This window comes from Streptomyces diastatochromogenes (genome assembly GCF_002242805.1).
GTDB classification, from domain to species: domain Bacteria; phylum Actinomycetota; class Actinomycetes; order Streptomycetales; family Streptomycetaceae; genus Streptomyces; species Streptomyces diastatochromogenes.
Genome location: NZ_MCGQ01000007.1, coordinates 591,836 through 615,756 on the forward strand (window position 1 = coordinate 591,836; position 23,921 = coordinate 615,756).

Here is a 23,921-nt window from a genome sequence, read left to right on the forward strand (position 1 = left end):
AATCGGGGCTTGACGGGTGGGTGAGTGCTTACTCACTCTAGAAGAAACCTGGGTGAGTGAACGCTCACCCACCTCACTGGAGTACGGGAGTCCCCATGAAACTCACCGTTTTCGGCGCCACCGGCGGGATCGGCCGCGAGATCGTCCGCCAAGCGCTCGGCGCAGGCCACCAGGTGACCGCCGTCGTCCGCGACCCGACCCGGCTGGACGTCACGGGGAACGCCCTGGAGGTGTTCCGCGCAGACCTCACCGACCCGCAGGAGCTGCGCGCCGCCGTCGCCGGCCGGGACGCGGTCCTGTCGGGCCTCGGCGCACGCAGCCGCAGGGACGCGGGGGTGGCAGCCCGGCTCACCCGTACGGTGCTCGGGGCCATGGAGGCCGAGGGGGTACGGCGGCTGCTGGTGGTCAGCGCCGGCCCGGTCGGACCGGAGCCGGAGAACGACGGCTTCCTGGACCGCGGGATGCGAGGGCTGGTCTCGGCGGTCCTGAAGGACGTCTACGCCGACCTGCGCGAGATGGAGGCCGAACTGGCGCGCAGCGGCACGGACTGGACGTCGGTACGGCCGCCGCGCCTGCAGGACAAGCCGCTCACCGGCCGCTACCGCACGGTCGTCGGCGGCTTCCCGCCCAAGGGCCGCTTCATCGCGCGCGCGGACGTCGCCCACGCGATGCTGTCGATGATCGACGACATGGGGACGGTGAAGCAGGGGGTGGGGGTGGCGTACTGAGCCTCTCCGGCTGCATCCGCCTCTTCGGCTTCTGTGCCTAGAGGCTCACGCCGACGGTCACCGGCTCGTTGACCAGCGTGATCCCGAAGGCCTCGCGGACCCCGGCTACGACCTCGCGGGCCAGGGCCAGCAGGTCCTCGGTGGTGGCGCCGCCCCGGTTGGTGAGGGCGAGCGTGTGCTTGGTGGAGATACGGGCGGGTCCGCTGCCGTAGCCCTTGGTGAAGCCCGCCTTGTCGATCAGCCAGGCGGCCGAGGTCTTGGTACGGCCCTCCCCCGACGGGTACGCGGGCGGCTCGACACCCTCGCCCAGGCGCTCCCGCACGCGCGCGTGGAACGCAGCGAACTGCGTCTCGGTGAGGATCGGGTTGGTGAAGAAGGACCCGGCGGACCAGGTGTCGTGGTCCTCGGGGTCGAGGACCATGCCCTTGCCGGCACGCAGCTTCAGCACGGTCTCGCGGGCCGCGGCGAGCGGCACCCTCTCCCCCGGCTCCACACCGAGCGCCCGGGCCGCCTCGGCGTACTTGACCGGCGCCGACAGCCCGTCCGCGTCCTCCAGCTCGAAGCGGACGCGCAGCACCACATAGCGCTCGGGGTCGGCCTTGAAGCGGCTGTGCCGGTATGAGAAGGCGCACTCCTCGTTCGTCAGCGTGACGGTCCGGCCGGCCCGGCGGTCGTACGCGATCACCTCGGTGATCGTCGAGGAGACCTCCTGGCCGTAGGCGCCCACGTTCTGGATCGGGGTGGCGCCCGCGGAGCCCGGGATCCCGGCCAGGCACTCGATCCCGGCGAGCCCGGCCTCGACGGTGCGGGCGACGGCGTCGGTCCAGATCTCGCCGGCCGCCAGCTCCAGCGTGGTGCCACGCAGTTCGACACCGGTCGTGGCGATGCGCAGGGCGGTGCCGTCGAAGCCCTTGTCGCCGATGACCAGGTTGGATCCGCCGCCGATGACCAGCAGCGGCGTCCCGGTGTCGTCGGCGTCACGGACGGCGGCGATCACCTCGGCGTCGGTCGTCGCGGTGATCAGCCGGGTGGCGGGGCCGCCCAGCCGGAAGGTGGTCAGCGGGGCGAGGGGGGCGTCGTGGAGTTCCTGCACGCGCCCAAGACTACGAGACGGCACGGACAGCGCTGCGAGGGTCTTCCCGAGCGGGGGCACGCGTTCCGAAGGGGAGGCACAAGTAAGGGGCGCCCCGCAGTGGCGGACGCCCCTTACCTCAGCACTTCTTGGCTCGGCGTTTCGTGCGGGCCGTCAGGCCAGTCGCACGACCGCCCGGGACATGCCCAGCACCTTCTCGCCCTCGCTCGTCGCGGTCAGGTCCACGCGCACCGTGTTGTCGTCGAGCTTGGCCGCGACCTTGCCGCTGACCTCGATCACCGCGCCCTTGTCGTCGTTCGGCACGACGACCGGCTTGGTGAAGCGGACGCCGTACTCCACGACCGCGCCCGGGTCGCCGGTCCAGTCGGTGACCACGCGGATCGCCTCGGCCATGGTGAACATGCCGTGCGCGATGACGTCCGGCAGACCCACCTCCTTGGCGAACTTCTCGTTCCAGTGGATCGGGTTGAAGTCCCCGGAGGCACCCGCGTACCGCACCAGTGTGGCGCGGTCCACAGAGAAGGTCTGCGCCGGCAGTTCCGTGCCGACCTCGACGTCGTCGTACGCGATCTTCGCGGTCATCGCTGCCTCACGCCTCCTCGGCCGCACGGGCCACGAGCTTGGTCCAGGCGGTCACCACGTGCTCGCCCGCCTCGTCGTGCACCTCGCCACGGATGTCCAGCACGTCGTTGCCCGCGAGGGACTTGATCCCCTCGATGGTGGAGGTGACCGAGAGCCGGTCACCGACACGCACCGGGCGGGTGTAGGCGAACTTCTGGCTGCCGTGCACCACGCGGCTGAAGTCGAGACCGAGCTGCGGGTCCTGGACGACCTCGCCGGCGGCCCGGTACGTGATCGCGAACACGAAGGTCGGCGGGGCGATCACATCGGGGTGACCGAACGCCTTGGCGGCCTCCGGGTCCGTGTACACGGGGTTGGCCTCCCCGACCGCCTCGGCGAACTCACGGATCTTCTCCCGGCCCACCTCGTAGGGCTCGGTGGGCGGATAGGTCCGCCCCACGAAGGACTGGTCGAGCGCCATGGCCCGGCACCTCCTGGTCTCGGCAGCGTGTGAAACGACGTAAGGCCGCCCCCCTGCTAGTGGGGGCGGCCTTACGTACGAGCCTGATTTATCGCGTCTCGCGGTGCGCGGTGTGCGCGTTGCAACGCGGGCAGTGCTTCTTCATCTCAAGACGGTCCGGGTTGTTACGCCGGTTCTTCTTGGTGATGTAGTTCCGCTCCTTGCACTCCACGCAGGCCAGCGTGATCTTCGGGCGGACGTCGGTGGCAGCCACGTGAGTGCTCCTTGACGAACGGATGGGAATGGTTTAACGCAAGAAAGAGTAGCCGATCGAAGGACCGACCCCACAATCGGCTACTGTCAGTAGCGGTGACCGGACTTGAACCGGTGACACAGCGATTATGAGCCGCTTGCTCTACCGACTGAGCTACACCGCTTTGATGAGATCGGCCCCGCCTCGCGGCGGAACCTCTCACACCAGAGCCCCAAAACGGAATCGAACCGTTGACCTTCTCCTTACCATGGAGACGCTCTGCCGACTGAGCTATTGGGGCGAGCGATGAAGACATTACACGGTCCGCCGCCGTTCACCCAAATCCGTATCCGGCCGCCCGCCACAGGCCCGTACGCGGGCCGTTCCCGGGCCGTTCCCGGAGCCCCGGAAGCCTCACAAGTCCCCTTGTGGCGACCGTGAGAGGCGGGCCACACCGGTACGACTATTGCGCTCCTCCGCGCCCCGCACCGCTCGCCACCCTAGGCTCGACTCACTCTGCGTGATCTTGGGTCCCGGGGTCCGTCGCGGCCTTGGGCCCCGCACGCGGCCCTGCCCCGAGCCCCCGGTCCGACCCCTGGAGTCCGATGCCCGACAGTCAGCCGCAGCCGCCCTCGTCGTCGAACCCGTCCGGGCCCTCCGGACAGCCCGACCCGGCCGCCCTGTTGCTGTGCGGGGCGCGGCTCACCGACGGCCGGACCGTGGACGTACGGCTGGGCGGCGGGCGCATCGAGGCGGTCGGCACGGCCGGCAGCCTGACGCCGGGGCCGGGCCGGAAGGGCGCCGCGCGCGTGGACCTCGGCGGCTACCTGCTCCTCGCGGCCCCGGCCGAACCGCACGCCCACAGCGACACCGCGCTCTCCGCCGAGCAGCCGGGACCGGTCTCGTACGCCCCCGAGGACGTCCAGCGCCGGGCGACAGAGGCGGCACTGCTCCAACTCGGCCACGGGGCGACGGCGGTACGCGCGCACGTGCGCGTGGGCGACGTCCAGGGCCTGGGCGCACTCGGCGCCGTACTGCAGGCACGGCGCTCCCTGCGGGGGCTCGCGGAACTGACCACGGTGGCGATGCCGCGTCTGCTGACCGGGGTGGCCGGGGCCGAGGGGCTCGCGATACTGCGGGACGCGCTGAAGATGGGCGCCTCGGTGGTGGGCGGCTGCCCGGACCTGGACCCGGATCCCACGGGTTACGTGGAGGCCGTGCTGGAGGTGGCCTCGGAGCACGGCTGCCCGGTGGACCTGCACTCGGACGCGGCCGACCCGGCCCGGCTGTCCCGGCTCGCGGCCATGGCGGGTGGTCTGCGCCCCGGCGTGACGATCGGCCCGTGCGCCGGTCTCGCACGCCTGAACACCGAGGCCGCCTCCCGGCTCGCGGACCAGCTCGCGGCGGCCGGCGTGGCGGTGGTGTGCCTGCCCCAGGGCGGTTGCGGGGGCGCGGACCGGCGGGGCACGGCCCCGGTACGGCTGCTGCGCGCGGCCGGGGTGCGGGTGGCGGCCGGCAGCGGTGCCCTGCGGGACGTCTCGAACCCCGTCGGCCGCGGCGACCCCCTGGAGGCCGCCTACCTCCTCGCCTCCGCCCACGGCCTGCGCCCCGAGGACGCCTACGACGCGGTGAGCGCCTCGGCCCGCGCGGTCCTGGGCCTGCCCGAGGTCCGCGTGGAGGCCGGCTTTCCCGCCGAACTCCTCGCGGTACGCGGCGACCGCCTCTCCGGCGCCCTCTCCCTCGCCTACAGCCGGATCGTGGTGCACCGGGGGCGGGTGGTGGCACGCACGAGCGCGGTGCGCGAGTACTGCAACTCCTCGGCGGCAGCGGCGGAACTGGGGCTGCCGCGGCAGGGGCGGACGGAGTTGTCGTGAGGGGGTGCTTGTCGCTTCCGGCGCGCTCGTTCGCGTTCGGGGCGCGTGTTCGCGTTCAGGGGCCTGGCGTTCGCCTGACGGGGCTCGCCGCGTCAGGGGCCGGCGTTCGCCCTATGGGGCTCGCGTTCGTGTCAGGGGCTGGCCTTCCCGTCGGGAACCGGCCTTCCCGTTCGGCGGCTGGCGTTCGCGTCGGGGGGCGGGTGTTCCGGGCTTCACGCCGGGACCATGCGCCCAGGCGCCCTCCAGCCGCTGCGTGCCCCTGACCATGCGCCGAGGCGCCCCTGAGCCACGGCGCGCCCCGGCGTGAACCCGTGCGGCGGACGCGCCTCTTCGGGCGTACGGTCGGAGTCATGCGCATTGTCATCGCTGGTGGTCATGGTCAGATCGCGCTGCGGCTGGAGCAACTGCTCTCCGCGCGCGGGGACGAGGTCGCGGGGATCATCCGCAACGCGGAGCAGGGCGACGATCTGCGGGCGGCCGGCGCCGAACCGGTCCTGCTCGACCTGGAGTCGGCCTCGGTCGAGGAGGTCTCGGCGCATCTGCAGGGCGCGGACGCGGCGGTCTTCGCGGCGGGCGCGGGCCCGGGCAGCGGGACGGCCCGCAAGGACACGGTGGACAAGGGTGCCGCGGTGCTGTTCGCGGACGCGGCCGTACGCGCGGGCGTACGCCGTTTCGTGGTGGTCTCCTCGATGGGCGCGGACCCCGCGCACGAGGGCGACGACGTCTTCGACGTGTACCTGCGTGCCAAGGGCGCGGCCGACGCTTACGTCACGCGTCAGGACGCCCTCGACTGGACGATCCTGCGCCCCGGCGCGCTGACGAACGACGCGGGCACCGGCCTGGTCCGCCTGGAGGCCCAGACCGGGCGCGGCGCGATCCCCCGGGACGACGTGGCGGCCGTGCTGGCGGAGTTGGTGGACACCTCGGCGACGGCCGGCCTGACGCTGGAGCTGATCGGCGGGTCGACGCCGGTGTCGGTGGCGGTGAAGTCGGTCGCGGGGAACTGAGGCCGGCCGTCGGCCGTTCACCCGTCAGAAGAGAGGCAGCTGCCCGGGAAAGTCCGGCACGGCGTACCCGTCCAACGCCGGCTGGACCGCCCCGAGTTGGGCCTGCTGCCGGGACCCGGAGCACGAGACGAGTTCCCCGCCATCCCGCGCCCCGGGCGGATCGTGCCGCGCGAAGCGCCCCGCGACGACGGCGATCTCGCGACGGCACACAGGACAGGTTCTGCGACGGGAGGCCATGCCGCCAGTGTGCCCGTTGCAAACGAAGAGACCCCCTCCACTCTGCGTTTCCGCAGTTGGAGGGGGTCATCCCCAGTGTGGCGGCGCCAGGATTCGAACCTGGGAAGGCTGAGCCGGCAGATTTACAGTCTGCTCCCTTTGGCCGCTCGGGCACACCGCCGGGGTTGCTGCCGTTCGAACCGCTTTTCGGCGGTGCTCCCTGGCAACGACGTAAACAATACCCGATGCAGAGGGGTGCTTCGCCACCCAGTTGATCTGCGTCCCTCAGGTCGCGGGGTGGCTAGGCTGGTGCGGATGCGGCCCGGTGCCACACCGGGCTCGGCGGCCGCCGCCACGCACCCGATACGCACCCCGATACAAGGAGCCACAGGACATGGCCGACTCCAGTTTCGACATCGTCTCGAAGGTCGAGCGGCAGGAGGTCGACAACGCCCTCAACCAGGCCGCCAAGGAGATCTCGCAGCGCTACGACTTCAAGGGCGTGGGTGCCTCGATCTCGTGGTCCGGTGACAAGATCCTCATGGAGGCGAACTCCGAGGACCGGGTCAACGCTGTCCTCGACGTCTTCCAGTCCAAGCTGATCAAGCGCGGCATCTCGCTCAAGGCGCTGGACGCGGGCGAGCCCCAGCTCTCCGGCAAGGAGTACAAGATCTTCGCGTCGATCCAGGAGGGCATCACCCAGGAGAACGCGAAGAAGGTGGCGAAGATCATCCGCGACGAGGGCCCGAAGGGCGTGAAGGCCCAGGTGCAGGGCGAGGAGCTGCGGGTCACCTCCAAGAGCCGCGACGACCTGCAGACCGTGATCGCGCTGCTCAAGGGCAAGGACTTCGACTTCGCGCTGCAGTTCGTGAACTACCGGTAGGACGCGGGCAGGAGATCAGCAGGAAGGGGGGCACCGGCCGGTGCCCCCCTTCCTGCGCGTGCCGTGTACGCCCCTCAGTCGCGTCAGTCGCGCGAGTTGCCGAACAGGACGCGGTAGAGGATCAGCAGGACGAGCGAGCCGCCTATCGCGGCGGCCCAGGTCGCGCCGTCGTAGAAGTGCTTGCTGATCGGGTGGTCCAGCCAGCGGGCCGAGATCCAGCCGCCGATGAAGGCGCCCGCGATGCCGATGAGGGTCGTACCGATGAAGCCGCCCGGGTCGCGGCCCGGCAGCAGGAACTTGGCGATGGCTCCGGCCAGAAGCCCCAGGATGATCCAACCGATGATGCTCATGCCGTGAACCTGCCCTTCCGCGCTGTGTCCGCACTGTCCGGTCCTTGAGAATCCGGTGAGGATCGGCTGTCCGTCGCGCGCGTGTTCGTGCTGTGTCGATGAAGAGGACGTCACGGGTCCACCACCCGGTTGCGGCGATCAGTAGGGTGCGGCGCATGACACCTTCCGGCACCGGCCTGCGCCGCACCCTGGGCGTGCGGGACGCCGTGGTCGTCGGCCTCGGCTCGATGGTCGGGGCCGGCGTCTTCTCCGCCCTGGGCCCGGCCGCGCGCGCCGCCGGGCCGGGGCTGTTGCTCGGGCTGGCCGCGGCGGCCGTGGTGGCCTACTGCAACGCCATGTCCTCGGCCCGCCTGGCCGCCCGCTATCCGGCGTCGGGCGGGACGTACGTGTACGGCAGGGAGCGGCTGGGGCCGTTCTGGGGGTATCTCGCAGGCTGGGCGTTCGTGGTCGGCAAGACGGCCTCCTGCGCGGCCATGGCGCTCACCGTGGGGTCGTACGTGTGGCCGGGGCAGGCGCACGCAGTGGCGGTGGCGGCCGTGGTGGCCCTGACCGCGGTGAACTACGGGGGCATCCAGAAGTCGGCGTGGCTGACGCGGATGATCGTGGCCGTGGTGCTGGCGGTCCTTGTGTGTGTGGTGGTCGTGTGCCTGACCTCCGAGGAGGCTGACGCCGGGCGCCTCGGTATCGGGGTGTCGTCCGGTGTGGGCGGGGTGCTGCAGGCGGCCGGTCTGCTGTTCTTCGCGTTCGCCGGGTACGCGCGGATCGCGACCCTGGGCGAGGAGGTGCGGGATCCCGCGCGCACCATTCCGCGCGCCATTCCACTGGCGCTCGGGATCGCGCTGGTCGTGTACGTGGGCGTGGCGGTGGCCGTGCTCGCCGTCCTCGGTGCGGACCGGCTGGGAAACGCGGCGGCTCCGCTGGCCGAAGCGGTGCGGGCGGCCGGGGTGCCGGGTCTCGCGCCCGTGGTGCGGGTGGGGGCCGCCGTGGCCGCGCTGGGGTCGCTGCTCGCGCTGATCCTCGGGGTGTCCCGCACGACGCTCGCCATGGCCCGCGACCACCATCTGCCCGGCGCGCTGGCCGCCGTGCATCCGCGGTTCCAGGTCCCGCACCGGGCGGAACTGGCCGTGGGCGCGGTGGTCGCCGTGCTGGCCGCGACGGTGGACGTGCGCGGCGCGATCGGCTTCTCCTCGTTCGGCGTGCTGGCGTACTACGCCGTGGCCAACGCCTCCGCCTGGACGCTGAGCCCGGCCCTGCCGGCACGGGTCGTACCGGCCGTGGGGCTGCTGGGCTGCGCGACGCTGGCGTTCGCACTCCCGGCGGTCGCGGTCGCCGTCGGGGCGGGTGTGCTGGCCGTCGGCGTGGTGGCCTATGGCGTACGGCGGTGGTGGGCGGGGCGGTAGGGCCTTTCGACAGGCTCCGGCAGGCCCTGGGTCAGCGGGCCGCGAAGGGCTGGTCCGTGCGGACGATCTCGCGGCCCAGCGGCAGCAGGGAGACCGGGATCATCTTGAAGTTGGCGATGCCGAACGGGATGCCGATGATCGTCAGGCACAGGGCGATGCCGGTGGTGATGTGGGCGAGGGCCAGCCACCAGCCGGCCAGGATCAGCCACAGCACGTTGCCGATGCACGAGGGCGCGCCCGCGTCCCGGCGCTCGACCGTGGTGTACCCGAACGGCCACAGGGCGTAGACGCCGATCCGGAAGGCGGCGATGCCGAACGGGATGCCGATGATCGTGATGCAGAGGATCACACCTGCGAGCAGGTAGCCGAGGAACAGCCAGAAGCCGCTCAGGACGAGCCAAATGACGTTCAGGACGGTCTTCACTGGTTGCGACCTGCCATCTTCTCGAGCCGGGCGATGCGCTCCGCCATCGGCGGGTGCGTGGAGAACATCTTGGACAGTCCCTGACCCGCGCGGAAGGGGTTCGCGATCATCATGTGGCTCGCGGTCTCGATCCGGGGCTCGGGGGGCAGCGGAAGCTGCTGGGTGCCGGTCTCCAGCTTGCGCAGGGCGCTGGCGAGGGCCAGCGGGTCGCCGGTGAGGTGGGCGCCCGACGCGTCCGCCTCGTACTCCCTGGAACGGCTGATGGCGAGCTGGATGATGCTGGCGGCGATGGGGCCCAGGATCATGATCAACAGCAGGCCGAGCAGGCCCGGGCCGTCGTCGTCGTCCGAGCGGCCGACCGGGATCAGCCAGGCGAAGTTGACCAGGAACATGATCACCGAGGCGAGAGCACCGGCCACGGAGGAGATCAGGATGTCGCGGTTGTAGACATGGCTCAGCTCGTGGCCGATGACGCCGCGCAGCTCGCGCTCGTCGAGCAGGCGCAGGATGCCCTCGGTGCAGCACACGGCCGCGTTGCGCGGGTTGCGGCCCGTCGCGAAGGCGTTCGGTGCCTCCGTCGGGGAGATGTACAGGCGGGGCATGGGCTGGCGGGCCTGCGTGGACAGCTCGCGGACCATCCGGTACAGCGCGGGGGCCTCGAACTCGCTCACCGGGCGGGCGCGCATCGCGCGGAGCGCCAGCTTGTCGCTGTTCCAGTACGCGTAGGCGTTGGTGCCCAGCGCGACCAGGACCGCCACGATCAGGCCCGTACGGCCGAAGAAGCTGCCGATGACGATGATGAGTGCGGACAGTCCCCCGAGGAGTACTGCCGTCCTTAGCCCGTTGTGCCGGCGGTGCACGGTACGCCCTCCAAGTCGTGCAGCAGGGGAACCCTTTGGTCCAGTGGACCCTCCCGCTCTGGTCAACGCCAGGCGGCGCCCCCGAGTTCCCTTGTGCGTGCGTCGGCGCGCCTCGGCCGTACGGGTGACGTGCTCTTACGTACCTACGCGCGCCTCTTGCGCTCCTCCGCGCGCGTGGGAGCACAGGCGCCCCACGCGCGCGTGGCGCGCGTCCTCAGAACAGTCCGGTGGCCGCGAAGCGCAGGACCAGCTGGGGTGCGCCGGAGAGGACCACGCCGAGGACTCCGGTGAGGGCGAGCGCGGCGGTGAGGGGGGCCGGAACCCGGTGCCGGGCGGGGGCGCCCTCGGGGGCGCGGAACAGCAGGGCCGTCCACTGGAGGTAGTAGAAGAGGGCAATCACCACGTTGACGGCCATGACCACGGCCAGCCAGCCCAGACCCGCGTCGACGGCCGCCGAGAACACGGTGACCTTGGCGAACAGGCCGATGATGCCCGGCGGCAGCCCGGCGAGGCACAGCAGGAAGAACGCCAGGAGAAAGGCGGCGGCCGGGTTGGACGCGTACAGGCCCCGGTAGTCGCTGATCCGGTTCAGGGACTTCGTACGGCCCACCAGAGCGGCCACCGCGAAGGCGCCGAGGTTCACGGCGCCGTACATCAGGGCGTACGCGACCGTGGAACCGATCGCCTTCTGGCCGTCCTTGACGTACCCGGCGGCGGCGATCGGCACCAGGAGGTAGCCGGCCTGGCCGACCGAGGACCAGGCGAGCAGTCGTACGGCGCTGTACGCGCGCGTGGCCTGCTGGCGCAGGGCGCCGACGTTGCCGACGGTCATGGTGAGCGCGGCCAGCGCGGCGAGCGCGGGCCCCCAGACGTCGGCGTACGACGGGAGGGCGACGACGGTGACGAGGATCAGGCCGGAGAAGCCGACCGCCTTGCCGACGACCGACAGATAGGCGGCGACGGGCAGCGGCGCGCCCACATAGGTGTCGGGCACCCAGAAGTGGAACGGGACCGCGGCCGTCTTGAAGGCGAAGCCGACGAGGGTGAGGACGACGCCGGTCTGGGCGAGGGTGTGGAGCTGCCCGTCGACGTGCTGGATCCGCTGGGCGATCTGGGTGAGATAGAGGGTGCCGGTGGAGGCGTAGACGAAGCTGATGCCCATCAGGCTGACCGCGGTGGCGGTGACCGAGGACAGGAAGAACTTCAGGGCCGCCTCGGAGGACCGCTTGTCGCCGTGCCGGATGCCGACGAGGGCGAAGGCGGGCAGGGAGGCGACCTCCAGGGCGACGATCAGCGTGGCCAGGTCACGGGAGGCGGGCAGCAGGGCGGCGCCGGCCGCGGAGGACAGCAGCAGGAACCAGAACTCCCCCGCCGGGACGCGCCGCTGCTCGTCCTTGAGGTTCGTCACCGACATCAGGGCGGCCAGCAGGGCGCCGCCGAAGGCGAGGAACTGGATGACGAGGGTGAAGTGGTCGGCGGTGTAGCTGCACACGCGCGCGTGGCCGGTCAGGCAGAAGGTGCTGCGGTCGCCGTCCAGCAGCGGCAGCAGCATCAGCGTGGCGACGGCGAGGCCCGCGATGGAGGCCCAGCCGAGGAGGGGCTTGCGCGTCTCGGGGACGAACAGGTCGGCGACGAGGACGGCGAGCCCGACCACCGCGGCGATGGTGGGCGGCGCGATCGCGAGCCAGTCGACGGACTGGACCGCGGACTGGGCCAGCGGCTGGGCCAGGGCGCTCATCGGGTGCCTCCTGCCAGGAGCTGCTGCACGGCCGGGTCGGTCAGGCCGAGCAGGACCCTCGGCCACAGTCCGGCGACGACGGTGAGGGCGACGAGCGGGGTCCAGGCCGCGAACTCGTAGCCGTGGACGTCCGCGAGCTTCGGCATGTCCTGCGGTGTGGCGCCCATGCAGACCCGGCGGACCACGATCAGCATGTACGCGGCCGTCAGCAGGGTGCCGAACGCGCCGATCGCCATGAAGGTGAGGAACGCGGGCCGACTGAGGTCGGCGGCCGGGTTGAACGCGCCGAACAGGGCCAGCATCTCGCCCCAGAACCCGGCGAGTCCGGGCAGGCCGAGCGAGGCGACGGCGCCGAAGGCGAGCAGTCCGCCGAGGCGCGGGGCCTTGCCGTACAGGGCGGCGCCGGTCTCCTCGGCAAGGGTGTCGAGGTCGGTGCTGCCGGTGCGGTCCTTCAGCGCGCCGACCAGGAAGAACAGCAGGCCGGTGATGAGGCCGTGGGCGATGTTGGCGAAGAGGGCGCCGTTCACGCCGGTCGGGGTCATGGTGGCGATGCCCAGCAGGACGAAGCCCATGTGGCCGACGGAGGAGTAGGCGATCAGCCGCTTCAGGTCGCCCTTCGCGCCCTGCTTGGCGAGGGCCAGGCAGGCCAGGGACCCGTAGATGATCCCGACCACGGCGAACGCGGCGAGGTAGGGCGCGAAGGTGTGGAAGCCGTCCGGTGCGATCGGCAGCAGGATTCGGACGAACCCGTACGTACCCATCTTCAGCAGGACGCCGGCCAGCAGGACCGAGCCGACGGTCGGGGCGGCGGTGTGGGCGTCGGGCAGCCAGCTGTGCAACGGCCACATCGGCGTCTTGACCGCGAGCCCGATCCCGATCGCCAGAACGGCGATGACCTGCACGGATGTGGTGAGCGACCGGCCGTTGTCAGTGGCGAGTGCCACCATGTCGAACGTGCCCGCCTTGATTCCGATCAGGAGCAGGCCGAGCAGCATGACGACGGAGCCGAGCAGCGTGAACAGGATGAACTTCCACGCGGCCCGGGTCCGGCCCTCGCCGCCCCAGCGGGCGATGAGGAAGTACATCGGGATGAGCACCATCTCGAACGCGAGGAAGAACAGCAGCAGGTCGAGGACGGCGAAGGTCGCGAGGGTGCCGGACTCGAGCAGGAGCACCAGCGCGACGAACGCCTTCGGGGACGGGCCCGAGGGCATCTTGAAGTACGAGTAGAGCGCGCAGAGGAAGGTCAGCAGCGCGGTCAGGACCAGAAGGGGGAGGGAGATGCCGTCGATGCCGAGGTGGATCCGCACGTCGAGTGCGGGGATCCAGCTGATGTCGGTCGTGGCCTGCATCTTCGACGGTTGGTCGTGGTCGAAGCCGAGCGCGAGGACGATCGCGGCGATGAGGATCGCGCCGGTCACGGTCACGCCGTGCCGCAGCACGGCCTGCTCGGGCGACTTCCCCTTCAGCCCGGGCGGGGCCGGCAGCAGAGCGGCGACGGCGCCGAGGAGCGGGCCGACGACGACGAATGCCAGAAGGAACTGCATCACGGACTCGTTGATATCGATCACGCCTGCTCACGCTCCCGTGGCGACGAGGAGGACGGTCACCGTCAGGACGACGGCACCGGCGAGCAGCGCGCTCACATAGGTCTGCACATTGCCGGTCTGCGCGCGCCGCACGGCGGCCCCGAGCAGCCGGGGCAGCGCGGCCGCGCCGCCTACGTAGGTCTCGACGACCTCGCGGTCGAGGAACCGCACGAGGCTCGCTCCGGCCTGGACCGGGCGGACGAACAGCACGGAGTACACGGCGTCCAGGTGGAAGCCGGCGGCCGCGTGCCGGTACAGCGGGCCGAGCAGCAGCCGTCCGGGGTCGGGCGCGTGGGCGAGGTCGCGGTAGGCAGGCTCGTGGTCGGCGAGGGCGTGGGCCTCGACCAGGCTCGCGTCGCCCTCCGGGTGCGCGGCTGCCTCGCCCTGGAGGTGTTCCCACTCGAAGGAGGGTGCGGGCGCTGCCGGGACGCGGGCGGCGAGCGCGCTGGTGCGCTGCCAGGTGCCGTAGGTGAGGAGCCCGCCGACCAGGGCGAGGCCGGTGCCGAGGACGGAGGTGAGGAGCGTCGGGGTCAGGTCGCGGCCGTCGAACCAGCCGGGCAGCGAGCGGTAGGCGAGCCCGCCGAAGGCGAGAGACGGCACGGCGAGGACCCACAGCACGACGGTCATCGTGAGCGGCTGGCGGCCGTGGTCGGGGGCTTCGGCGCCCTTGCCGCGGAAGGCCAGCAGCCACAGGCGGGTGGCGTAGGCGGCGGTGAGCAAGGCCGCCAGCAGACCGGCTACGAGGACGATCCAGCCCGCCGCGCCGGGGGCGTGATCGGTGTGGCCGGTGGCCACGTCCTCGGCGGCGCCGAGGACGGACTCCTTGGAGAAGAAGCCGCTGAAGGGAGGGATCGCGGCGAGCGCGAGGAGCGCCACGGTCATCGTCCAGTACGCGTCCGGGACGCGGTCGCGCAGGTGGCTCATGCGGGACATGGCGGCGAGCGAGTTGGTGCCGGCGGCGTGGATGATCACGCCGGCCGCGAGGAACAGCAGTGCCTTGAAGGCGCCGTGGGACAGGAGGTGGAAGACGGCGGCACCGCGGTCGCCGACGGCGAGGGCGCCGGTCATGTAGCCGAGCTGGCCGATCGTCGAGTAGGCGAGGACGCGCTTGATGTCGTCCTGGGCGAGCGCGGCGAGGCCGGAGCCGGTCATCGTGACGGCGGCCATCACGGCGAGGACCACCATCGCGGCCTGGGACGCCTCGAACACCGGAAGGAGACGGGCGACGAAGTAGACACCGGCGGCGACCATCGTCGCGGCGTGGATCAGCGCCGAGACCGGTGTCGGGCCGGCCATCGCGTCGGGGAGCCAGGTGTGCAGCGGGAACTGCGCCGACTTGCCGGCCACGCCCGCGAGCAGCAGCAGGGCGATCAGGGTCGGGTGGTCGATGCCGCCGCTCGCCGCGGCCCCCAGGACGCGGGTGATCTGGAACGAGCCGGCGTCCGTGCCCAGGGCGAACAGGCCGATGAGGAACGGCACGTCACCGAGCTTGGTGACCAGGAAGGCCTTCAGTGAGGCGGCGCGGGCCTCGGGGGTCTCCCAGTAGTGGCCGACCAGGAAGTAGGAGCAGATGCCCATGACTTCCCAGCCGACCAGCAGCACGATCAGGTCGCCGGAGTAGACGACGAGGAGCATCGCGGAGGTGAACAGGGAGACGAGAGCCGCGTACGAGGGGTAGCGCGGGTCGTCGCGCAGGTAGCCCGTCGAGTAGATCTGCACGCAGCTCGCGACGAAGGCGACCAGGACGGCGACGAGCGCGGCGAAGCCGTCGATGTCCAGGGCCAGCTCGATCGGCACCGAACCGGTCGGGGTCAGCTCGGTGTGGGCCACGATGGGCGGGCCACCGCCCTGTCGTACGGCGACCAGCGCGGCCAGCACCAGCGCGGCCAGGGCCGGCAGTACGGCGAGCGGGCGGACGAAACCGGGGGCGGTGCGGCCCAGCAGCAGGCCGGCCGCGGCGCCCAGGAACGGCAGGAGGGGGACGAGGACGGCGAGGGAGGTGGTGGTCACGCGGTGGCCTCAGCCTTCTCGGCCGCGGAGGTGTCAGGGCCTTCGGTCTCGGGGCCCTCGGCGGTGTCGCGGAGCTTGTCGATGTCGGAGGTGCCGCGGTTGCGGTACACGGCGAGCACGATCGCCAGGCCGATGCCGATCTCGGCGGCGGCGATGGCGATGGTGAACAGGGTCAGCGCCTGCCCGGAGTGCAGGGTCTCCTCGGCGGCGCGGCTGAGCCAGACGTCGAAGGCGACCAGGTTGAGGTTGACGGCGTTGAGCATCAGCTCGACCGACATCAGGACCAGGATCGCGTTGCGGCGGGCGAGGACGCCGTACAGGCCCGTGCAGAAGAGGAGGGCGGAGAGGACGGCGGGATAGGCGAGGTGCATCAGCGGGCGCCTTCCTTCTCGCCGGTGGCGGCCACGGGGGTGGCCGGGGTGCCGGAGGCCGTGCCCGGGGCCGTGTCCGGTGCGCCGGAGGCCTCCTCCGCCTTCGCCTTGCGGGACAGGACGATCGCGCCGACCAGGGCCGCGAGGAGGAGGACGGAGAGGGCCTCGAAGGGCAGCACCCAGTTCTGGAAGAGGCTCTCGCCGGTGACGCGGGTGCTGCCGGCGGCCGGGCCGCTCAGGTCCATCCAGGTCGTGCGGAACGCGTCGACGACCACCCACACCAGGGCGACGGCGGCGGCCAGGGCGACGGCGAGGGCGGCCCAGCGGTTGCCGGAGTCGGCGTCCGGGGAGCGGCCGATGGGGGCCCTGGTGAGCATCAGACCGAACAGGAGGAGGACGACGACGGAACCGACGTAGATGAGGACCTGCACCCAGGCGATGAACTCGGCGGTGAGCAGGAGGTACTCGACGGCGAGGCCGCCGAGCGTGACCACCAGCCACAGGGCGGCGTGCACCAGCTGCCGGGTGGTGACGGTGACCAGGGCCGCGCCGAAGGTGACCAGGCCGACGAGCAGGAACGCGATCTCGACACCGGTCGGGGACAGGAAGCCGTGCGGGGCTGCGGCGAGGCTCACGACTCCCCCTCCTGTGGTTCGGCCTGTGCGGCGGCCAGTTTCTCGGCGGTCTTGCGGGCGGCCGCGAGTTCCTTCGGCTCCTCCGCGCTGGGGTCCAGGGCGGGCGGGGCCGGGACGGTCCACATCCACTCGCGGAGCTTGTCGCGCTCGTGGGTGAGTTCGCGGATGTCGGTCTCGGCGTACTCGAACTCCGGGGACCAGAACAGGGCGTCGAAAGGACAGACCTCGATGCAGATACCGCAGTACATGCACAGGGAGAAGTCGATGGCGAATCGGTCGAGGACGTTGCGGCTGCGCTCGCGTCCGCCGGGGGCGGCCGGCGGGACCGTCTCCTTGTGGGAGTCGATGTAGATGCACCAGTCGGGGCACTCGCGGGCGCACAGCATGCAGACCGTGCAGTTCTCCTCGAACAGGCCGATCACACCGCGGGTGCGGGGTGGCAGCTCGGGCTGGGTGTCCGGGTACTGCTCGGTGACGTGCTTCCGCGTCATCGTGCGGAGGGTGACGGCCAGGCCCTTGGCTAGGCCGGAGCCAGGAATGGGGGCCATTACGAGATCACCACCTTGACGATGCCGGTGAGGGCGATCTGGGCGAGGGAGAGGGGGACGAGGAGGGTCCAGGAGAGCTTCTGGAGCTGGTCCTCGCGCAGGCGGGGGTAGGTCACGCGGAGCCAGATGACGACGAAGGCGAGGAGCGCGGTCTTCAGCAGGGTCCACAGCCAGCCCAGGCCGTCGGCGCCCCAGGGGCCGTGCCAGCCGCCCAGGAAGAGGACGGTGGTCAGACCGCACAGGACGATGATTCCGGCGTACTCGGCGAGCAGGAACAGCGCGAAGCGCAGGCCGGTGTACTCGGTGTACGCGCCGAAGATGATCTCCGAGTCGGCGACGGGCATGTCGAAGGGCGGGCGCTGCAGTTCGGCGAGGCCTGCCACGAAGAACACGACCGCGCCCACGATCTGCCAGGGCAGCCACCACCAGTGGAAGGCGTGCAGGATGCCCGGCAGGGAGACGGTTCCGGCCGCCATGGCGACGGAGGCCGCGGCGAGCAGCATCGGGAGTTCGTAGGCGAGCAGCTGGGCGGCCGTGCGCAGGCCGCCGAGCAGGGAGAACTTGTTCGCGCTGGCCCAGCCGGCCATGAGCGAGCCGAGGACGCCGACGCCCATCACCGCAAGCACGAAGAAGACGCCCGCGTCCAGGACCTGGCCGACGGCTCCTTCGCTCGGCCCGATCGGGATGGCGACCAGCACGAGCAGGTACGGCAGCAGGGCCACGGCGGGGGCCAGCTGGAAGACCCGGCGGTCGGCTCCCGCCGGGACCACGTCCTCCTTCTGCGCGAACTTCACGCCGTCGGCGATGAGCTGGGCCCAGCCGTGGAAGCCACCCGCGTACATCGGGCCGAGCCGGCCCTGCATGTGGGCCATCACCTTGTGCTCGGTCTGGCCGACGATGAGGGGGAAGGTCAGGAAGACGACGAACACGGCCACGAGTCGCAGGGCGACGTCCAGCGCGCCGTTCACTGCGGGCCTCCTGTGGAGTCGTCGGGGGTGGTGTTGTCCTTGCCTTCGGTTGCCTCGGGGGCTTCCGGCTGCGGCTCGGCAGCTTGGGTCTCCTCCGGTGCCTGCTCGGGCTCCCGTGCCTGCTCCGGTGTCTGCTGCTCGTCGAACGCCGGGCGCGCGTGGTGCCACGGGGCGTCCGAGCTGTGCGGAGGGCGCTGCGAGGCCGAGCCCGCCGAGGCGCTGCGGGCGCGGCGCGTACCTGCCGGTGCCGAGCCGGGCTCAGGTGCCGACGGGGCTTCGGCAGCGGCCTCCGCCGCCGCCTGGCTCACCGAACCCTCGCTCGCGCTGCGCGTCCGACGCGGCGGCCGGGCAGCAGCCTCGGCGGCGGCCTCTCCGGCAGCCTGGCTCGCCGAGCCCTCCGCCGCCGTACGAGTCCGTCGTACCGGACGCTCGCCGGCTGCGGCGCGTTCCCCGGCCGCACGTACCGGCCGCTCCCCCGCCGCACGTGCCGGCCGCTCCCCCGCCGCGCGGGCCGGGCGTGCCGGGGCAGGCGGCAGTTGGCCCTTCAGCGGGCCCCATTCGTTCGGGTCCGGGACGCCCGGTGGCAGCATCTGGCGGCGCTTGGGGCCGCCGTGCTCGGACTCGCCCGGCTCCTTGGCGCCGGGCCAGGCCTTGGCCACGCGGGCGGCGAGGACGAAGTCCTTGCGCAGGGGGTGGCCCTCGAAGGTCTCCGGGAGGAGGAGGTGCTCCAGGCCCGGGTGGCCCTCGAAGTCGACCCCGAACATCTCGTGGGTCTCGCGCTCGTGCCAGGCCGCGCCCGCGTAGACGCCGACGGCGGAGGGCAGGGTCGGCGCGTCGTGCGGGACCGTCGTACGCAGGATCAGGCGGCGGACCGGCGCGAGGGCGACGACGTGGGCACAGACGCGGAAGCCCGTGCCCGGTTCGTCGACGGCGCTCAGCCAGTCGAAGTAGGTGCAGGACAGGGTCGTACGGGCCGTCTCCAGGGCGGTGAGCCAGGAGGACGGCGGGACGTCCACCGTCAGGACCTCGTACGACTCCTCGGCCGTGGCCTCCGTACCGAAGAGTTCCTCGGCGGGGGCGGGCAGCCAGCCGGCCGTGCTCATCGCGCGTCCCCTTCCAGGGCGGGCGCCGGGGGCTTCACCAGACCGCTCTGCAGGGCGGCGGCGGAGGGCCGGGCAGTCCCGTAGCGCTCCTCCAGCGACTCGCGGGCGATCTTCTCCTGGAGCTTGAGGATGCCCTGGAGCAGCGCCTCGGGGCGCGGCGGGCAGCCGGGCACGTACACGTCGACCGGGATGATCTGGTCGACGCCCTTGGTAACGGAGTAGGAGTCCCAGTACGGGCCGCCGCAGTTGGAGCAGGCGCCGAAGGAGATGACGTACTTGGGTTCCGGCATCTGCTCGTACAGGCGCTTCACGGCCGGGGCCATCTTGTCCGTGACCGTGCCCGACACCACCATCAGGTCGGCCTGGCGCGGCCCGGGCGCGAACGGGATCACGCCCAGCCGGATGAAGTCGTGCCGGGCCATGGACGCGGCGATGAACTCGATCGCGCAGCAGGCGAGGCCGAAGTTGAACACCCACAGCGAGTAGCGGCGGCCCCAGTTCAGGACCACCTTCATGGGCTCGGGGGCGAGCCGGGCGAGCGCGCCCAGCCGCTTCGGCTCGGGAAGCAGGAGAGGCTCCGCAGCAGACGGGTTCACGTCACCGGACGGGTTCACGCCCATGTCAGAACCCCCTTCTTGTAGGCGTACAGCAGGCCCACGGCGAGGAAGCCGAGGAAGATGAACATCTCCACCAGGGTTGTCGCGCCGTAGCCGGGGGCGGCGAAGACCGTCGCCCACGGGAACAGGAAGATCGAGTCGACCGCGAAGATCACGTAGAGGAAGGCGTAGACGTAGTAGCGGACCTGGGTGTGGGCCCAGCCCTCGCCCACCGGGTCGACGCCGCACTCGTAGGTCAGGAGTTTCTCGGGGGTGGGCACGACCGGGCGCAGCAGCCGGCCGGCGCCGAACGCGACCGCGACGAAGAGCACGCCGATGAGGGCGAGCACTCCCACGACCGAGTAGGACCGGAAGTAGCCGCCCGCGACGTCCGCCGCGGCGATCGTCGAGTTGCCCAACGTCTCCCGCACCGTCCGCCCTCGCTCCCTGACCTCGTGACTTGGTGAACCCTGTGATGCATCGTGATTCGAGGATCTGTACGCACGGGAGTCTAGGCCCTGATAAAGACACGGTAAGCAGCCCGTCACACCATGAGACGTGGGGAGGGTGCGGAGGGTGGGGTTTTCCCCCGGGCACAGGGGCGGTGGACCGCATGGCGCAAGGGGTGCCGGGCACGGCAGGCTGACCGGTATGACCGCTCCCACCACCGCCGCCGACCGGGCCGACCGTGCCGACGGCCCCGACCGTCTGCCTCCGGCTCGGTTCGCCCTCGACGCGCACACCTGGAAGGAGATCGCGCATCTCCTGTTGAACCTGCCGGTGTCGCTGCTCGGCTTCACCTACGTGTTCACCGTGGTGTTCGTCAGCGGAGTCCTCACCCTCACAGTGATCGGGCTTCCGCTGCTGGCCGTCTGCCTGCTGGGCGCCCGGCAACTGGGCAAGCTGGAGCGGATCCGGTCCCGGGCGCTGCTCGGGGTGCGGATCGAGGAGCCGACGCCGCTGCCGATCGCCCGGGGCGGCGGGCCGATGCAGCGGCTGTGGCTGGCGCTGAAGGACCCGGTGGGCTGGCGGACGCTGCTGTACGACCTCATCCGGCTGCCCTGGGGGATCCTCACCTTCGCCCTCGTGCTGACTTCGCTGTTCGTGCTGTGGCCTGTGCTGCCGTTCATCACGCGGGGCCTGGCCAACGTGGACCGGGCGATGGTGCGCGGACTGCTGTCACCCTCCGACGAGCTGGAACGCCGTATCGCCGAGCTGGAGTCGGACCGCGGGATCGTGGTCGACACGGCGGCCGCCGATCTGCGCCGTATCGAGCGGGATCTGCACGACGGGGCGCAGGCCCGGCTGGTGAACCTGGCCATGGGGCTCGGCCTGGCCAAGGAGAAGCTGCTGGAGGACCCGGACACGGCTGCCGCGATGGTCGCGGAGGCGCACGGCGAGGTGAAGCTCGCGCTGCAGGAACTGCGCGACCTCGCGCGCGGGATCCATCCGGCCGTGCTGACCGACCGGGGCCTGGACGCGGCCCTCTCCTCGGTCGCCTCGCGGTGCACGGTCCCGGTGAAGGTGACGGCGGACCTGCCGGCCCGGCCGGCGGCGGCCATCGAGGGCATCGCCTACTTCACCGTCTCCGAGCTGCTGCAGAACATCAGCAAGCACAGCGGGGCGCGCTCGGCCTCGGTGGACGTGTGGCGCTCGGACGACCGGCTGCTCATCCAGGTCCGGGACGACGGCCGCGGCGGCGCCAGCCTGGAGGGCGGCAGCGGGATGCGGGGCCTGGCGGAGCGGCTGGGCGCGGTGGACGGCCTGTTCGTGGTCGACTCACCGGCCGGTGGCCCGACGGTGGTCACGGCGGAGCTGCCCTGGCGTGACCGCCAGGAGTAGCCGGGCCCCGCACGCCCTCCGGACCCTTTGCACACCCGCAGGGGTGGGGAAAACCCCCGCCCCAAGAGGCCGACGGCCTCCATGGCCCGCGAAGTCGCGGCGCACCAGGCTGGAAGACACGGCAGCACGCCGCCAGGACGAGGAGAACGGGACGACACCGATGGCCACGGAGTACGGACGACAGGGGTACGTCTCGCCCGGCGAGCGGCGCCACCGGCTGCCCGCCGCGCTGCGGGCACCGTTCGAGGCGCGCAGCTGGCGCGAGTTCGGCTACGTGCTGCTGAGCCTGCCGATCGCGGTCGTGCTGTTCAGCTGGACGGTCACCATGGTGGCGCTCGGCGCGGGCCTGCTGGTGACCTTCCTCGGCATCCCGGTGCTGGCGGCGGCGCTCGCGAGCTGCCGGGGCTTCGGCGCGCTGGAACGCACGCGCGCGCGTGCGCTGCTGCGCCTGGAGGTGGCCGACCCGGAACCGCTGCGGATGCGTCGGCCGGGCGGGTTCGCGTGGATGGGCGCGGTGCTGAAGAGCGGCACGTCGTGGCGGCATCTGCTGTACGCGCTGCTGCAGTTCCCCTGGTCGCTGTTCTCGTTCGTCGTGGCGGTGAACTTCTGGGCGTACGGCTGGGCGCTGCTGACGTACCCGCTGTGGTTCTGGGTGTTCCCGATGTACGCCGGCCAGGGGGGCCTTCAGCTGTACGGCGACGAGCACCACAGGGTGTATCTCGACAACCCGTTCGAGATCACCGTGACCGCGCTGGTCGGTCTGCTGTTCACGCTGGCCACGCCGTGGATCGTACGGGGGCTGACCACGGTGGACGGACTGCTGGTGCGCGGGCTGCTCGGGCCGTCGCGGCTGTCGGCGCGGGTCGTGGAGCTGGAGTCGGACCGCGGGGTCGTGGTGGACACGGCCGCCGCCGATCTGCGCCGTATCGAGCGGGACCTGCACGACGGGGCGCAGGCTCGGCTGGTGAGCCTGGCCATGGATCTGGGCCTGGCCAAGGAGAAGCTGCGGGAGGATCCGCAGGCGGCGGCCCGGATGGTGGATGAGGCCCACGGCGAGGTGAAGACCGCCCTGCAGGAGCTGCGCGACCTCGCGCGCGGGATCCATCCGGCCGTGCTGACCGACCGCGGCCTGGACGCGGCCCTCTCCTCGGTCGCCTCCCGCTGTACGGTCCCGGTGCGGGTGGAGGTCGACCTGCCGGCCCGGCCGGCCGCGGCCATCGAGGGCATCGCCTACTTCACCGTCTCCGAGCTGCTGCAGAACATCAGCAAGCACAGCCGGGCGCGCTCCGCCTCGGTCGACGTGTGGCAGGCGGAGGACCGGCTGATGCTCCAGGTCATGGACGACGGGGTGGGCGGCGCGGACGCCTCCCGGGGCTCGGGCCTGGCGGGCCTGGCCGGCCGCCTGGACGCGGTGGACGGAGTCCTGGTGGTGGACTCGCCGGCGGGCGGCCCCACCCGGGTGATCGCCGAGCTGCCCTGGCGGTCCTGAGGGCGCACGTCCACCGAGGTAGGCCCCCTACGCCACCCCTGTGATTCCCCAGCTCCCGCGCACGACGGCCCGAATGCTGGAATGCTGGACCTCCGTGAAGGACGTCGTCGGAAGGTCGGGCTGTGGGGGGCCGGGAGATCGTGGAGGACAGGGTGCGGGTGGTCATCGCCGAGGACTCGGTGCTGCTTCGGGAGGGCCTGACCCGGTTGCTGACCGACCGCGGGCACGATGTCGTGGCAGGCGTCGGGGACGCGGAGGCGCTGATCAAGACCATCGCCGACCTGGACGCACAGGGCACGCTGCCGGACGTGGTGGTGGCGGACGTACGGATGCCGCCGACGCACACCGACGAGGGCGTGCGGGCGGCCGTACGGCTGCGCAAGGCGCACCCCGGGCTCGGGGTGCTGGTGCTGTCGCAGTACGTGGAGGAGCGCTACGCCACCGAACTGCTGGCCGGTTCCAGCCGGGGCGTGGGCTATCTGCTCAAGGACCGGGTCGCCGAGGTGCGGGAGTTCGTGGACGCGGTGGTGCGGGTGGCCGACGGCGGCACGGCGCTGGACCCGGAGGTGGTCGCGCAGCTGCTCGGCCGCAGCCGCAAGCAGGACGTGCTGGCCGGGCTCACCCCGCGCGAGCGCGAGGTGCTGGGGCTGATGGCGGAGGGGCGGACGAACTCGGCCATCGCCCGGCAGCTGGTGGTCAGCGACGGGGCCGTGGAGAAGCACGTCAGCAACATCTTCCTGAAGCTCGGGCTGTCCCAGAGCGACGGCGACCACCGGCGTGTTCTGGCCGTTCTGACGTACCTGAACTCGTAACGGGCCGACACTGTGTCAGCAGCGTGTCAGTCCGTCCGGCTTCTGTGGATGCCGGACATCCGGGAGGCCGCAGGAGAGAGCGGGAGACAACCGAGGAACGCGCGGGAAGCG

26 protein-coding genes and 3 tRNA genes are annotated in these 23,921 nt (G+C 71.7%); 8 read left to right on the plus strand and 21 right to left on the minus strand.

Annotation, left to right across the window (positions count from 1 at the left end):
- The first annotated feature begins 95 nt into the window (after positions 1-95).
- Positions 96-728: an NAD(P)-dependent oxidoreductase gene (locus BEK98_RS07265; protein WP_094215533.1), complete on the plus strand. Its 633-nt coding sequence runs from the start codon at positions 96-98 to the stop codon at positions 726-728.
- A gap of 37 nt (positions 729-765) precedes the next feature.
- Here BEK98_RS07265 and BEK98_RS07270 read toward each other — a convergent pair whose 3' ends face one another.
- The 6 genes from BEK98_RS07270 to BEK98_RS07295 all read right to left on the minus strand — a co-directional run bounded on the left by BEK98_RS07270 (position 766) and on the right by BEK98_RS07295 (position 3,396).
- On the minus strand, positions 766-1,821 hold the full coding sequence (locus BEK98_RS07270; RefSeq protein ID WP_094215534.1) for a UDP-N-acetylmuramate dehydrogenase: 1,056 nt from the start codon (positions 1,819-1,821) through the stop codon (positions 766-768).
- 153 nt (positions 1,822-1,974) lie between these two features.
- Positions 1,975-2,403 (minus strand): MaoC family dehydratase, encoded by a 429-nt coding sequence (locus BEK98_RS07275; protein WP_094215535.1) that lies wholly within the window; start codon positions 2,401-2,403, stop codon positions 1,975-1,977.
- Positions 2,404-2,410: 7 nt separating this feature from the next.
- Positions 2,411-2,863 carry a MaoC family dehydratase N-terminal domain-containing protein gene (locus tag BEK98_RS07280; RefSeq protein ID WP_094215536.1) on the minus strand — a complete coding sequence of 151 codons (453 nt, stop codon included), beginning with the start codon at positions 2,861-2,863 and terminating at the stop codon, positions 2,411-2,413.
- Positions 2,864-2,951: 88 nt separating this feature from the next.
- Complete coding sequence (rpmG, locus tag BEK98_RS07285) at positions 2,952-3,116, minus strand: 50S ribosomal protein L33 (RefSeq protein ID WP_003948671.1); 165 nt, start codon at positions 3,114-3,116, stop codon at positions 2,952-2,954.
- Positions 3,117-3,206: 90 nt separating this feature from the next.
- Positions 3,207-3,279, minus strand: a tRNA-Met gene (locus BEK98_RS07290).
- Between the two features lie 44 nt (positions 3,280-3,323).
- Positions 3,324-3,396, minus strand: a tRNA-Thr gene (locus BEK98_RS07295).
- A gap of 304 nt (positions 3,397-3,700) precedes the next feature.
- Between BEK98_RS07295 and BEK98_RS07300 the strand changes: the two genes are divergently transcribed.
- Together BEK98_RS07300 and BEK98_RS07305 are read left to right on the plus strand one after the other, a co-directional pair.
- Complete coding sequence (locus BEK98_RS07300; protein ID WP_094215537.1) at positions 3,701-4,969, plus strand: amidohydrolase family protein; 1,269 nt, start codon at positions 3,701-3,703, stop codon at positions 4,967-4,969.
- A gap of 350 nt (positions 4,970-5,319) precedes the next feature.
- Positions 5,320-5,976 carry an SDR family oxidoreductase gene (locus BEK98_RS07305; RefSeq protein WP_094215538.1) on the plus strand — a complete coding sequence of 219 codons (657 nt, stop codon included), beginning with the start codon at positions 5,320-5,322 and terminating at the stop codon, positions 5,974-5,976.
- A gap of 24 nt (positions 5,977-6,000) precedes the next feature.
- Here BEK98_RS07305 and BEK98_RS49870 read toward each other — a convergent pair whose 3' ends face one another.
- Positions 6,001-6,213 carry a hypothetical protein gene (locus tag BEK98_RS49870; RefSeq protein ID WP_094215539.1) on the minus strand — a complete coding sequence of 71 codons (213 nt, stop codon included), beginning with the start codon at positions 6,211-6,213 and terminating at the stop codon, positions 6,001-6,003.
- Positions 6,214-6,291: 78 nt separating this feature from the next.
- Positions 6,292-6,373, minus strand: a tRNA-Tyr gene (locus BEK98_RS07315).
- A gap of 213 nt (positions 6,374-6,586) precedes the next feature.
- Here BEK98_RS07315 and BEK98_RS07320 point away from each other — a divergent pair.
- Positions 6,587-7,075 (plus strand): YajQ family cyclic di-GMP-binding protein, encoded by a 489-nt coding sequence (locus BEK98_RS07320; protein WP_094215540.1) that lies wholly within the window; start codon positions 6,587-6,589, stop codon positions 7,073-7,075.
- An 83-nt stretch (positions 7,076-7,158) separates the two neighbouring features.
- Here the strand turns inward: BEK98_RS07320 and BEK98_RS07325 are convergent, their stop codons facing one another.
- Positions 7,159-7,425, minus strand: a complete 267-nt coding sequence (locus BEK98_RS07325; protein WP_094215541.1) for a GlsB/YeaQ/YmgE family stress response membrane protein — start codon at positions 7,423-7,425, stop codon at positions 7,159-7,161.
- A 155-nt stretch (positions 7,426-7,580) separates the two neighbouring features.
- On the opposite strand from BEK98_RS07325, the gene BEK98_RS07330 reads away from it, so the two are divergent.
- Positions 7,581-8,825 carry an APC family permease gene (locus BEK98_RS07330; protein WP_094215542.1) on the plus strand — a complete coding sequence of 415 codons (1,245 nt, stop codon included), beginning with the start codon at positions 7,581-7,583 and terminating at the stop codon, positions 8,823-8,825.
- Positions 8,826-8,856: 31 nt separating this feature from the next.
- Here the strand turns inward: BEK98_RS07330 and BEK98_RS07335 are convergent, their stop codons facing one another.
- The 12 genes from BEK98_RS07335 to BEK98_RS07390 all read right to left on the minus strand — a co-directional run bounded on the left by BEK98_RS07335 (position 8,857) and on the right by BEK98_RS07390 (position 20,098).
- Entirely contained in the window at positions 8,857-9,249 is a 393-nt protein-coding gene (locus tag BEK98_RS07335) for a YccF domain-containing protein (RefSeq protein ID WP_094215543.1), read from the minus strand.
- Positions 9,246-10,109, minus strand: a complete 864-nt coding sequence (gene htpX / locus BEK98_RS07340; protein WP_094215544.1) for a zinc metalloprotease HtpX — start codon at positions 10,107-10,109, stop codon at positions 9,246-9,248. Before htpX ends, BEK98_RS07335 begins: the two co-directional genes overlap by 4 nt.
- A 214-nt stretch (positions 10,110-10,323) precedes the next feature.
- Complete coding sequence (locus BEK98_RS07345; RefSeq protein ID WP_094215545.1) at positions 10,324-11,847, minus strand: NADH-quinone oxidoreductase subunit N; 1,524 nt, start codon at positions 11,845-11,847, stop codon at positions 10,324-10,326.
- Complete coding sequence (locus BEK98_RS07350; protein ID WP_094215546.1) at positions 11,844-13,418, minus strand: NADH-quinone oxidoreductase subunit M; 1,575 nt, start codon at positions 13,416-13,418, stop codon at positions 11,844-11,846. The genes BEK98_RS07345 and BEK98_RS07350 overlap by 4 nt, the downstream gene beginning before the upstream one ends.
- A gap of 6 nt (positions 13,419-13,424) precedes the next feature.
- Positions 13,425-15,446: an NADH-quinone oxidoreductase subunit 5 family protein gene (locus tag BEK98_RS07355; protein WP_094215547.1), complete on the minus strand. Its 2,022-nt coding sequence runs from the start codon at positions 15,444-15,446 to the stop codon at positions 13,425-13,427.
- Positions 15,443-15,817, minus strand: a complete 375-nt coding sequence (gene nuoK / locus BEK98_RS07360) for an NADH-quinone oxidoreductase subunit NuoK (RefSeq protein ID WP_094215548.1) — start codon at positions 15,815-15,817, stop codon at positions 15,443-15,445. The genes BEK98_RS07355 and nuoK overlap by 4 nt, the downstream gene beginning before the upstream one ends.
- The gene (locus BEK98_RS07365; protein WP_094215549.1) at positions 15,817-16,452 is read right to left on the minus strand and encodes an NADH-quinone oxidoreductase subunit J family protein; all 636 of its coding nucleotides are present in this window, start codon (positions 16,450-16,452) and stop codon (positions 15,817-15,819) included. Before BEK98_RS07365 ends, nuoK begins: the two co-directional genes overlap by 1 nt.
- Positions 16,449-17,000 (minus strand): NuoI/complex I 23 kDa subunit family protein, encoded by a 552-nt coding sequence (locus tag BEK98_RS07370; RefSeq protein ID WP_094215550.1) that lies wholly within the window; start codon positions 16,998-17,000, stop codon positions 16,449-16,451. Before BEK98_RS07370 ends, BEK98_RS07365 begins: the two co-directional genes overlap by 4 nt.
- Positions 17,000-17,968: a complex I subunit 1/NuoH family protein gene (locus BEK98_RS07375; RefSeq protein WP_094215551.1), complete on the minus strand. Its 969-nt coding sequence runs from the start codon at positions 17,966-17,968 to the stop codon at positions 17,000-17,002. Before BEK98_RS07375 ends, BEK98_RS07370 begins: the two co-directional genes overlap by 1 nt.
- A complete protein-coding gene (locus tag BEK98_RS07380; RefSeq protein ID WP_094215552.1) occupies positions 17,965-19,071 on the minus strand; it encodes an NADH-quinone oxidoreductase subunit C in 1,107 nt (368 codons plus the stop codon). Before BEK98_RS07380 ends, BEK98_RS07375 begins: the two co-directional genes overlap by 4 nt.
- Positions 19,068-19,691 carry an NADH-quinone oxidoreductase subunit B gene (locus BEK98_RS07385; protein WP_094215553.1) on the minus strand — a complete coding sequence of 208 codons (624 nt, stop codon included), beginning with the start codon at positions 19,689-19,691 and terminating at the stop codon, positions 19,068-19,070. The genes BEK98_RS07380 and BEK98_RS07385 overlap by 4 nt, the downstream gene beginning before the upstream one ends.
- Positions 19,682-20,098, minus strand: coding sequence for an NADH-quinone oxidoreductase subunit A (locus tag BEK98_RS07390; RefSeq protein WP_094215554.1), 417 nt, complete (start codon positions 20,096-20,098; stop codon positions 19,682-19,684). Before BEK98_RS07390 ends, BEK98_RS07385 begins: the two co-directional genes overlap by 10 nt.
- A 220-nt stretch (positions 20,099-20,318) precedes the next feature.
- Between BEK98_RS07390 and BEK98_RS07395 the strand changes: the two genes are divergently transcribed.
- The 3 genes from BEK98_RS07395 (at position 20,319) to BEK98_RS07405 (ending at position 23,810) form a co-directional block, all read left to right on the plus strand.
- Positions 20,319-21,509 (plus strand): sensor histidine kinase, encoded by a 1,191-nt coding sequence (locus BEK98_RS07395; protein WP_094215555.1) that lies wholly within the window; start codon positions 20,319-20,321, stop codon positions 21,507-21,509.
- Positions 21,510-21,669: 160 nt separating this feature from the next.
- On the plus strand, positions 21,670-22,998 hold the full coding sequence (locus tag BEK98_RS07400) for a sensor histidine kinase (RefSeq protein ID WP_094215556.1): 1,329 nt from the start codon (positions 21,670-21,672) through the stop codon (positions 22,996-22,998).
- Between the two features lie 152 nt (positions 22,999-23,150).
- Positions 23,151-23,810 (plus strand): LuxR C-terminal-related transcriptional regulator, encoded by a 660-nt coding sequence (locus BEK98_RS07405; RefSeq protein WP_279635455.1) that lies wholly within the window; start codon positions 23,151-23,153, stop codon positions 23,808-23,810.
- Positions 23,811-23,921 lie beyond the last annotated feature (111 nt).

Coding starts and splice junctions, on each gene's coding strand:
- BEK98_RS07380 (WP_094215552.1), bottom strand. CDS start 19,071: ATGAGCACGGCCGGCTGGCTGCCCGCCCCCGCCGAGGAACTCTTCGGT.
- BEK98_RS07395 (WP_094215555.1), top strand. CDS start 20,319: ATGACCGCTCCCACCACCGCCGCCGACCGGGCCGACCGTGCCGACGGC.
- BEK98_RS07400 (WP_094215556.1), top strand. CDS start 21,670: ATGGCCACGGAGTACGGACGACAGGGGTACGTCTCGCCCGGCGAGCGG.
- BEK98_RS07265 (WP_094215533.1), top strand. CDS start 96: ATGAAACTCACCGTTTTCGGCGCCACCGGCGGGATCGGCCGCGAGATC.
- BEK98_RS07345 (WP_094215545.1), bottom strand. CDS start 11,847: ATGAGCGCCCTGGCCCAGCCGCTGGCCCAGTCCGCGGTCCAGTCCGTC.
- BEK98_RS07325 (WP_094215541.1), bottom strand. CDS start 7,425: ATGAGCATCATCGGTTGGATCATCCTGGGGCTTCTGGCCGGAGCCATC.
- BEK98_RS49870 (WP_094215539.1), bottom strand. CDS start 6,213: ATGGCCTCCCGTCGCAGAACCTGTCCTGTGTGCCGTCGCGAGATCGCC.
- BEK98_RS07275 (WP_094215535.1), bottom strand. CDS start 2,403: ATGACCGCGAAGATCGCGTACGACGACGTCGAGGTCGGCACGGAACTG.
- BEK98_RS07385 (WP_094215553.1), bottom strand. CDS start 19,691: ATGGGCGTGAACCCGTCCGGTGACGTGAACCCGTCTGCTGCGGAGCCT.
- BEK98_RS07330 (WP_094215542.1), top strand. CDS start 7,581: ATGACACCTTCCGGCACCGGCCTGCGCCGCACCCTGGGCGTGCGGGAC.
- BEK98_RS07300 (WP_094215537.1), top strand. CDS start 3,701: ATGCCCGACAGTCAGCCGCAGCCGCCCTCGTCGTCGAACCCGTCCGGG.
- BEK98_RS07280 (WP_094215536.1), bottom strand. CDS start 2,863: ATGGCGCTCGACCAGTCCTTCGTGGGGCGGACCTATCCGCCCACCGAG.
- nuoK (WP_094215548.1), bottom strand. CDS start 15,817: ATGCACCTCGCCTATCCCGCCGTCCTCTCCGCCCTCCTCTTCTGCACG.
- BEK98_RS07320 (WP_094215540.1), top strand. CDS start 6,587: ATGGCCGACTCCAGTTTCGACATCGTCTCGAAGGTCGAGCGGCAGGAG.
- BEK98_RS07305 (WP_094215538.1), top strand. CDS start 5,320: ATGCGCATTGTCATCGCTGGTGGTCATGGTCAGATCGCGCTGCGGCTG.
- BEK98_RS07370 (WP_094215550.1), bottom strand. CDS start 17,000: ATGGCCCCCATTCCTGGCTCCGGCCTAGCCAAGGGCCTGGCCGTCACC.